The 8,755-nt window shown below is 61.4% G+C and carries 7 protein-coding genes; all 7 read left to right on the top strand.

All coding sequences use genetic code 11. The features are described from left to right. Positions 1 to 695: 695 nt before the first annotated feature. The 7 genes from ACFWGJ_RS38120 to ACFWGJ_RS38090 all read left to right on the top strand — a co-directional run bounded on the left by ACFWGJ_RS38120 (position 696) and on the right by ACFWGJ_RS38090 (position 8,529). Positions 696 to 1,046, top strand: coding sequence for a hypothetical protein (locus ACFWGJ_RS38120; protein WP_387333549.1), 351 nt, complete (start codon positions 696 to 698; stop codon positions 1,044 to 1,046). 201 nt (positions 1,047 to 1,247) lie between these two features. Then, complete coding sequence (locus ACFWGJ_RS38115) at positions 1,248 to 1,754, top strand: DUF6083 domain-containing protein (protein ID WP_387333548.1); 507 nt, start codon at positions 1,248 to 1,250, stop codon at positions 1,752 to 1,754. A 259-nt stretch (positions 1,755 to 2,013) separates the two neighbouring features. Further along, positions 2,014 to 4,449 (top strand): ATP-binding protein, encoded by a 2,436-nt coding sequence (locus ACFWGJ_RS38110; RefSeq protein WP_387333547.1) that lies wholly within the window; start codon positions 2,014 to 2,016, stop codon positions 4,447 to 4,449. After that, positions 4,446 to 6,125, top strand: a complete 1,680-nt coding sequence (locus ACFWGJ_RS38105) for a DEAD/DEAH box helicase family protein (RefSeq protein ID WP_387333546.1) — start codon at positions 4,446 to 4,448, stop codon at positions 6,123 to 6,125. The genes ACFWGJ_RS38110 and ACFWGJ_RS38105 overlap by 4 nt, the downstream gene beginning before the upstream one ends. Next, entirely contained in the window at positions 6,122 to 6,757 is a 636-nt protein-coding gene (locus ACFWGJ_RS38100; RefSeq protein ID WP_387333545.1) for a hypothetical protein, read from the top strand. Before ACFWGJ_RS38105 ends, ACFWGJ_RS38100 begins: the two co-directional genes overlap by 4 nt. Positions 6,758 to 6,785: 28 nt before the next feature. Then, on the top strand, positions 6,786 to 7,220 hold the full coding sequence (locus tag ACFWGJ_RS38095) for a very short patch repair endonuclease (RefSeq protein WP_387333544.1): 435 nt from the start codon (positions 6,786 to 6,788) through the stop codon (positions 7,218 to 7,220). 55 nt (positions 7,221 to 7,275) lie between these two features. Then, positions 7,276 to 8,529: a DNA cytosine methyltransferase gene (locus tag ACFWGJ_RS38090; protein WP_387333543.1), complete on the top strand. Its 1,254-nt coding sequence runs from the start codon at positions 7,276 to 7,278 to the stop codon at positions 8,527 to 8,529. Positions 8,530 to 8,755 lie beyond the last annotated feature (226 nt).

Below are 8,755 nucleotides of genomic sequence, written 5' to 3'. Positions count from 1 at the left end.
GTGGAAGTGGCCAATCTGACCGAGCCGGTCTCCGTGGGGCTATCACGCGTTGAGCATGGAGGGTTGAGAGCTGGCAGTCCGACGCTTTCGCCAAGATCGCGGCCAAGCCCCGAGCCTATGAAAGTTAGCGCAGAGAAGATCTAGCTCTCGTCATCTGATCCGTCGTCTCCGCCTTGATCTTCCGGGTAGCTGCGGCCGGGAGGTCGGAGCGTCAGGTCAGCTTCTGGGATTGACAGGCTCTGTCGCATAAGGAGGAGCATCTCAAGCTCAGCCTCATCGAACTTCTCCTGTCGCTCGTAGAAGCTTGGGTCGTCGGGAGCGTTATGTACGCCGTACTGGCCCCACGACCAGGCGGCGCTGTAGGCGGCGGAAGCAGCAGCGGCCACAGCTCGATCGGCGTAGAACTGCAACTGCGCGAGCTTGGCGAAAGCGTCGGACTGCCAGCTCTCAACCCTCCATGCTCAACGCGTGATAGCCCCACGGAGACCGGCTCGGTCAGATTGGCCACTTCCACGCCGAAAGCTGTAGCAAGCCAGCCAACAGATGCCCTGAGAGATATGCGCTGCTCCTCAGGCATCGGCGTGGCGAGGACCGGGCAGCACGGAACCATGGGCCCACAAGCAGGCGACCCTGCGACATCCGAGGAAGCGACTGCACACTCGCGACTCTGGGCGTACTTCCTCCATGAGGACAACATGATCATGCAAAGAGGGAACCTGTTCCTCGTTGCCCAGTCGCTACAGCTGGTTGCCTACACAGCGATCCTATCGACCAGCAACGAGACCGATCAGCACCCAAGCGGCATCGTCACGGCCCACGTTATCGCAGCCTTTGGAATCGTATTGGCCGCAATCTGGATCTACGTCGGCCATCGACAGATCCGATACACGAACGCACTTCGAGCCAGGCTCGCAGCCACAGTGAGCGACTTCGCCGAGACCCAGGCCGCCATCCACCTACGAGGCCCCAAGGCTGCCGTGTTCATCGCCTACACGATCCCTGCCCTCGCGGGAATCTTGTGGTCTCTTCTCCTGGCCGTGAGCTGACTCGCACATCTCCCCTGGCATCCGACACACCCCCACGCGCCAGCCAACTAGTCACCGAACGAAGCCGAATCGCTACCTACTGCAATACAGCCAGATTCACTCACACTCGAATACATAGGGGCATTAGGGGATCAAGAGTGGTTATGCCATCGCCGTGGAGAGCCAAGCACGACCGTGCGCGATCGAGGTCGGATCGACCTCATGGCCAGACTCTGCGAGCCGGCCTGGAACCTCCTCGCGAACGAGATGGCCGAAGTCGACAGTGCCACAGCTGCACCACGGCCTGAGCCTGATCCCGACGACGTGGCATGGATCGAGCCGCCAACTTGCCCCAAGTGCGGAGCGCCGATCAGCATGCATCCGACCAACTACGACCGGTGGGTCAGCCTAGCCATGGTGGAACTGCCCGCCAAAGACGTCCCAGAGGCCTTCCGCTGGCGCTTGACGAAGCTGCCGGGCCGATCCCTCATCGTCACCGATATCGTGGCTGTACGGGTCCATGGAGTCGATCCACTACCCGGTGAACCCGTCGCGCCGGCGCACCGCATGATGTGCGGGCCCGATCGAGCAGCGACCGGCGGGGAACAACGGGGAACGCCGGCCAGCGAGTTGGTAACGTGCAGGTCATCGTTCCGCCACGTCAGTCCGCATCCGCATACGCGATCTTCCAAACTGGTGCTCCAGGGCCGGGCAGCGGCGCTTGGCTAAGCCATTCAGACCCCGCCGCCCTCGCGGGCTCCGCTCGCACAACGCCGAAACTCAACGAGACCGTGCAGTGCGCCTACTGACGGTGGCAAGCAGCGCAACTCATCGCGGACCCGTCACTGACCGAGGTTCCAACATCACAGACTCCACTCACCAGAGCACTGCGAGTGAGTAACCTTGCCGCAAGCATGGTGGAGGCGGTGCTGCCAGGGGTGTGGGACTCAAGTGGGCAGTGTCCAGGGCCGAAGACGGAGGGGTTTGCGTGTCAGTTGGCGCCAGCGAGGCATACGCAGAGAGCCTGGACCTGACACCGTCGCCACGGCTCCTTGAGGTACTTGGCGACATCCCCTACAAGCCGTGGCAATGCCTCGCGGAGCTGATCGATAACGCATTTGACGACTTCCTGTCAGATGGTGACCGAGATGTGAGCGACCCCCCCTATGTTCGTGTCACGTTGCCGAAGTCCGGCACCACCCGCGAGGGCGACGAGATCGTGTGCGTGGCGGACAACGGGCGCGGCATGGGTCTGGAGGCATTCCAACTCGCACTGCGCGCTGGTTACAGCCAGAACAGCCGATACGGAAGCCTCGGACTGTTTGGCATGGGGTTCAACATCGCGACGGCTAATCTGGGATCCGTTACCGAGGTACGGACTACCCGATCAGGTGATCGTGAATGGCTGATTGCGGAAATCAACTTCCTTGACATGCAGCAGCATGGCGAATTCAAGGCCCCGCTGCGGCGTGAACCCAAGGATGACCCCACGATGCACGGGACCGAGATCACTGTGCGTCAACTGCGGCCCGACACACGAACCGCCCTGCGTCGCCCGCAGCTGCCGTCCACCATTCGGGAGCAACTGGGCAAGGTTTACTCCTATTTGCTCCGCGGTGGGGACGTTCTTCCAGAGCTTCCCGGGGCCGAACTTAAGGGGCGAGGCTTTCGGCTATTCGTCAACAACACTCTTGTGCGGCCGCGCTTGCCGTGTGTCTGGGACGCCCAGCGATCGGTGACCTATCGAGGTACCGACGTGAAGGCGATCCAACCGATTGATATCTCCTTGCCTTCGGCTTGGGCATGCCAAGATTGTGGTCACTGGCATCGCATATCTCTAGAGACCTGTGTCGAGTGCGGCAGCGCGAACCTTGAGCTTCGAGAACGCCGGATCATCGGCTGGGTGGGCATCCAGCGCTATTTGCACACCAGCGACTTTGGTATCGACTTCCTCAGGAATGGGCGGAAGATCCTGATCTCCGATCGAAGTCTCTTCGAGTGGGAGCACCCCGACACAGGGGAAACTCTGACCGAGTATCCGATCGAGCTCGGCGCTACGGTGGGCGGCCGAATTGTGGGCGAGATACATCTGGACCATGTGCCCGTGACCTACCAGAAGAACGACTTCAAAAGAGATTCCCGGGACTGGATCACCGCCGTCCACAAAATTCGCGGAGAGGGCCCCCTCCAGCCGAACAAAGCGAAAGCGTATGGGTACTCGCCGAACGACTCGTACGTAGGACGTCTGTTCAACGCCTTCCGTAGAAATGAACCGGGCCTCAAGAACCTTGTACCTGGGAATGGAGAGAACTCGCTTCACGAGCTGGCAAGAGAGTGGGCAGGCTCGTTCCGTAAGGGGCTCGCCGAATTCCTCACCGATGAGAAATGGTACGAGGCCGCGCGACAACACGATGAGATCAAGCGGGGCCGACGCCCAGCTCCTTCCGGGGGCGGAGCCAGCACCCCACCGCCGTCGCGTGGTTCCGCCCGCGACACTCAAGAGCAGTCTGACGATCTACTCAGCCGCACAGGGCTCGGGCTAGGGAACTCCTCTGCCAGCACGACGAGCAGCTCGCCGGACGCCACCACGCCGCCGCCCCAGCCGGAGACAGAGGATGAGCGCTTCGCCAGATACCGTACCGGGGCACGTCGGCTGACCGACCTCAGCGGAGCGGTGTCCGTGGCCACCCTGGGTCGGCGCATGGTCACGGTGTACGTCACACCTGAGCCGCTCCTGGACCATTCAGGCCGGCCGACCCCGTGCGTATCGCACACCCTGCGCGGCAACGCAATTGAGGTGTTCGTCCACGGAGATCATCCAGTGTTCAGGGAATTCGGGCGCGATCCCCGCGACTACGCGATCATCGAGATCGCAGAGGCACTACGCGCACTCGCCAGCACCGATGACAGCGCCGCACGTGTCGCTGCCGAGGTCACCCAGCAATTCCCGGATCAGCGGTTTACCGACGCGGCCCTACGAGAGCGGGCGGGCGCCCTGCTCGGCCGGGTGCGAGAGGGCATCCAACGGGTCGGCGCTGCCCGTGCCGCCTCCTTGTGGGCGAGCCTCCCTGCCACGGAGAAACAGACTGCGGAGAAGCACGCCGCCGGAGCGGACCCCCGATTGGTATGGCCCGTAGCCACCGGGAACGGCGACTTCATCGCACACATCACCGCGGAGGGCATCGCCGCAATCATCCGTGCACATCCCGAGCTGGTGATGGATGGCGCCGTCTTCTCCACGACTTGGTCGACGTGGAACGACCCCGACGCTCGCGATGCCCAGGTCGAGCGCCTTGGACGACTGCTTGAGGTGACGGGATCATTCCTGAGCAACATCAGTGGTAAGACCCGCCTCGATCTCGCGATGATGCGCATGACACTCGACGTGATCGAAGAAGAGATAGCCGATGAGGAGTCGACGTGAGCTCATCCTTCATGGCTCCCGATTTCCTTCTGGACATCGGTCCTGCAGCCTTTCCACGGCAGGTTGAGCGGCTCATGCTGCACCTCGGCTTCACCGATGTAGTCAACGTCGATGGCCCAAACGATCACGGCGGCGATATCCTCGGGACGCTCAACGGCCAGCGCTGGGTCTTCCAGGCGAAGTGGAAGGCACGCGGCACGGTGGCACCGAGCGCGATCGACGAGGTCATCAACGCGAAGGCGTTCTATCGAACGCACCGAGCGGCGGTTGTCACCAATGCCAGATTCGGCCCGAAGAGCGAGGAACGGCGCGAAGCGCTGCGCCGAGTGGGCCATCCGATCGAGTTCTGGTCGGGGCGCGAGCTGGTCGACCTGTACAACAGCGATCAGTTGTGTTCTGAACGGCTACCAGAACGCCCCCTGCGCGAGTATCAGGCCAAAGCTTTTGAGCGGCTAGTGGAGGACCTGGAGGGCACGGGTCGTGCCCTGTTGATCCTCGCGACCGGCTTGGGCAAGACTGTGATCGGAGGAGAGATTGTCGCACGCCATCTACGCCTTCACCCATCCGACAAGATCCTTGTCGTCGCCCATACAAAAGATCTCGTTGAACAACTAGAGCGCGCACTCTGGTTCCACGTGCCCAAGGCCGCACGCACCCAGCTGCTGACCGGCGACCATAAACCGGATGATCTCCGCGGCATCACGTGCGCCACGGTGGCCACCGCGCTCACGTACGTGCGCAGCGGTTACAAGCCCGCGCTAGTCATGGTGGACGAGGCGCACCATGTGTCCAAAGATGGATACTTCGCCGAATTGCTCGACCGCCTGGTCGATGTGCCTCGACTTGGAGTGACGGCAACGCCTTGGCGCGGAGACCGATTTGACATCCGGAACAGTTTCGGCGAGCCCAGTTACACCCTGGGCATCGACGGCGGCATGAGGCTCGGCTACCTCGCTGAAGTTCGCTACCGACTCTTTACAGACAATATCGACTGGGATTTTGTCCAGACGGCAAGCCAACACAACTACAGCGTAAGGGATCTGAACGCCCGGCTGTTTCTACCCGAACGCGATGAAGCGATCCGCGATCGACTCATCGAGACGTGGGCGCATATCAAGGAACCCCGGGCCGTAGTATTCTGCCGCACCGTCGAGCATGCCGAGCGCCTAGCCAAACTACTCAACCAAGTCCCCCAGTGGAAGAACGTGAAGGCGGTCCACGCCGGCCTGGATCGCAGGGATCGACAGCTGCGGCTCATGGCCTTCCGCCAGGGCGAGATCCCCATCATCACCGCTGTCGACATCCTCAACGAAGGGGTCGACATCCCGGACGTCAACATCCTGTGCTTCGCGCGCGTCACACACAGCCGACGCATCTTCGTCCAACAGCTTGGCCGCGGGCTGCGACTCCGCGAGGGAAAGAGCCACGTCGAGACCCTGGACTTCGTCAGCGACATCAGAAGAGTTGCGGCGATCATGAGCCTTCGCGAGCAAGTCTCCGCAGACGAATTCGAAACGCTGCGGCTGGCCCCGACGGGCACACGCTTTGAGTTCACTGACGCTCGGGCGGAGAGCCTCATGCAAGAATGGATCAAGGACGCAGCGAGCCTGGAGACCGCCCTCGACGAGCACCGCCTCCAATTCCCCGATCCCGAATCACTGCTTGGGCAAGCATGAGCGAAATTCCGGAATCCGTCCGGCGCGAGGTAATCAGAGATATCTACCGCAAAGCGGATGAACTGGGCTGGGATGGCCTCAGCGCGGTAGACCGCACTGCTTGGTACGACCGCTGGGTTGACGACGAGAAGTTGGGCGGCGTTCTGACCCGCTACATGCCCCGCGAGCGTGCGCGCATGTGGATCAAAGACGTGCCGATGAAGCATTACAACCGGGCACGCAGCGGGATCGGACCGTACGCGGACCTGGCGGGCACCCCGCTCCCAAGCGCCTACGACATAGCCCGGATCGCTCTGGGAGAGGACTGGACGGTGCTGGGCGGAACCTTGCAGGAGAAGCCTAACCGGTGCCAAGTGACCGACGGCCGCCGCCAGATGCTGATGATCTGGGGTAACCCACGAAACCTCAAGAGTCTGGTATGGGCTGGCCTCAATGCACGCGTTGACGGGCTACCGTCCCCCGTCGCGGTCATCAACCTGCTACAAGGAGAACGCCTCACCGAGAGCGAGCGGCTGCGTTATGAGAGGGTCTGCCAGCTCGCTGGTCTCGATCTCCGGGTGATCACCACACGTGCGACCCGGACGACGTCCGCGAACCGAGAGGTACCAACACTGCGGCTACCAGACAGCTAAACTCATTCACGAACTTGGAGGTACGGCCGTGCGCGATCCCGCTGTGACGAGCCGCATCATGGCGGCTGTACGGAATCGGGACACCAAGCCGGAGGTCGCACTCAGGAGCGCACTGTGGCGTCGCGGCCTGCGCTACCGTATCCGAACCACGCTTACGGGCAAGCCTGACATCACCTTCCCCGGGGCGAAGCTAGTCGTGTTCGTGGACGGCGATTTCTGGCACGGTAATGCCTGGCGAATCAGAGGACTGCCCAGCTTCGAAGCGCAGTTCGGCCGCATGAACAATCCGGACTTCTGGCGCGCTAAATTACTCAAGAACATGGCACGGGATGCCGAGGTTAATTCGGCACTCACTCAAGCTGGTTGGACCGTCTACCGAGTCTTCGAGTCACGGTTGAAACGAGACCTCGACGAAGTCGTGGGGGAAATCTTCCAGATAGTCCGCGCTGAGATGCCACGGTGAGTAACCATCGAACAGGCGTTATCCGGTCTCACTCAAGCTATGACAAGGAGTCTAGATGCCACGGTCGGTAGAGTTGTTCGCTGGCGGTGGCGGCATGGCCATAGGAATGTTCAATGCGGGTTTCGAGCACGAGCAATTGATCGAGAAAGACCCGCGAGCATGCCACATTTTGCGAACGAATGCGGACCGTTCTCCGGATCTGTGGAAACGAGAACACGTTCGCGAGACTGACGTCCGTACGTGGCTAAAAGAGGTTCCCAGTCTCGGACTGGAAGGCATCGACCTAGTGGCTGGCGGCCCCCCTTGTCAACCTTTCTCGATCAGTGGAGCTCACGCGGGCGAGAACGACGAAAGGAACATGTTCCCGGCTTCCGTAGAATCCGTACGTATCCTCCGGCCCAAATGCTTTGTATTTGAGAATGTACCCGGACTGCTACGCCCCTCTTTCAAGCCATATTACGATTATATCGCTGATTGGCTGACCAAGCCGTCTGTCAGGCCAAGAAATAAGGACGAGTATTGGACAACCCACCACGACCGCATCCTCAAGACGAAACGACCTGGTCTCGCTTATAGAGTCCACAAGCAGGTGATCGACGCCGCCGATATTGGCGTGCCTCAGGCCCGCAAACGAGTCTTCCTGGTTGGCATAAGAACAGATCTACCCGGCGTGGACCGATGGGCCGCCGTGCAACCAACGCACACTAAGGACCAATTGCTTCGTGAGCAATGGATCACGGGGACATACTGGCAGCGACACGAGATTGAAATGCCGGACATTCCGGAACGATATCGATCGCGTGTCGAGCTGCTGCGTAGCACAGGCGATTGGGCAGAAAAGGAAGTCGCATGGCGAACAACTCGGGACGCAATATCCGATCTGCCGTCGCCGAAAGATGATGTAGATACCCCCACCGTTCTAAACCATCGGGGTATCCCCGGAGCACGGGTCTACGACCGCCATCGCGGCGGATGGATTGACTGGCCCGCCAAGACACTCAAAGCCGGCGTCCACGGTGTCGCAGGCGGCGAAGCCATGATCCGCTTCCACGACGACTCAGTCCGCTACCTCACGGTGCGAGAGTCCGCCCGAATCCAAACCTTCCCGGATGACTATGAGATTCCCGGCACCAGGACGGCGGCCATGCGCGCGCTCGGAAATGCGGTAGCCGTTGAGGTCGCGGCAGAGATTGGCCGACGCCTCCGGCTGGTACTCGAAGACGAAGCAAATAGCGTAAGCGGTGGTTCAGCCCGGGCCGTAGCGCAGCATCGGCTAGCGGACGACGGAAGCGGTCAGCAACTCTGCTGACACCGCCGCTCGGGCATCAGGGTGAGCCGCATGCCGAGTCTGTGGACTATTGGTGGACTGGTCGCCTGTCATCGGTGCGTGAAGCGGCCGTGGCCTGCGTACATGTCCGAGACTCAAGCGGCCTCCGGAGCCGTGTGCTTCTCGACCAGGTCGGTGCGGTGAGGCAGGACGTACAGGCGCGCGATCAGTCAGCCGCTTTAACCAGTTGCCGTCGACAACAGCAAGG

The organism is Streptomyces sp. NPDC060205 (genome assembly GCF_042728395.1).
GTDB lineage: Bacteria > Actinomycetota > Actinomycetes > Streptomycetales > Streptomycetaceae > Streptomyces.
Note: the sequence above shows the minus strand (reverse complement) of the source record. Positions and strands in the feature narration are given on the sequence as shown.

Coding starts and splice junctions, on each gene's coding strand:
- ACFWGJ_RS38120 (WP_387333549.1), top strand. CDS start 696: ATGATCATGCAAAGAGGGAACCTGTTCCTCGTTGCCCAGTCGCTACAG.
- ACFWGJ_RS38115 (WP_387333548.1), top strand. CDS start 1,248: ATGGCCAGACTCTGCGAGCCGGCCTGGAACCTCCTCGCGAACGAGATG.
- ACFWGJ_RS38090 (WP_387333543.1), top strand. CDS start 7,276: ATGCCACGGTCGGTAGAGTTGTTCGCTGGCGGTGGCGGCATGGCCATA.
- ACFWGJ_RS38100 (WP_387333545.1), top strand. CDS start 6,122: ATGAGCGAAATTCCGGAATCCGTCCGGCGCGAGGTAATCAGAGATATC.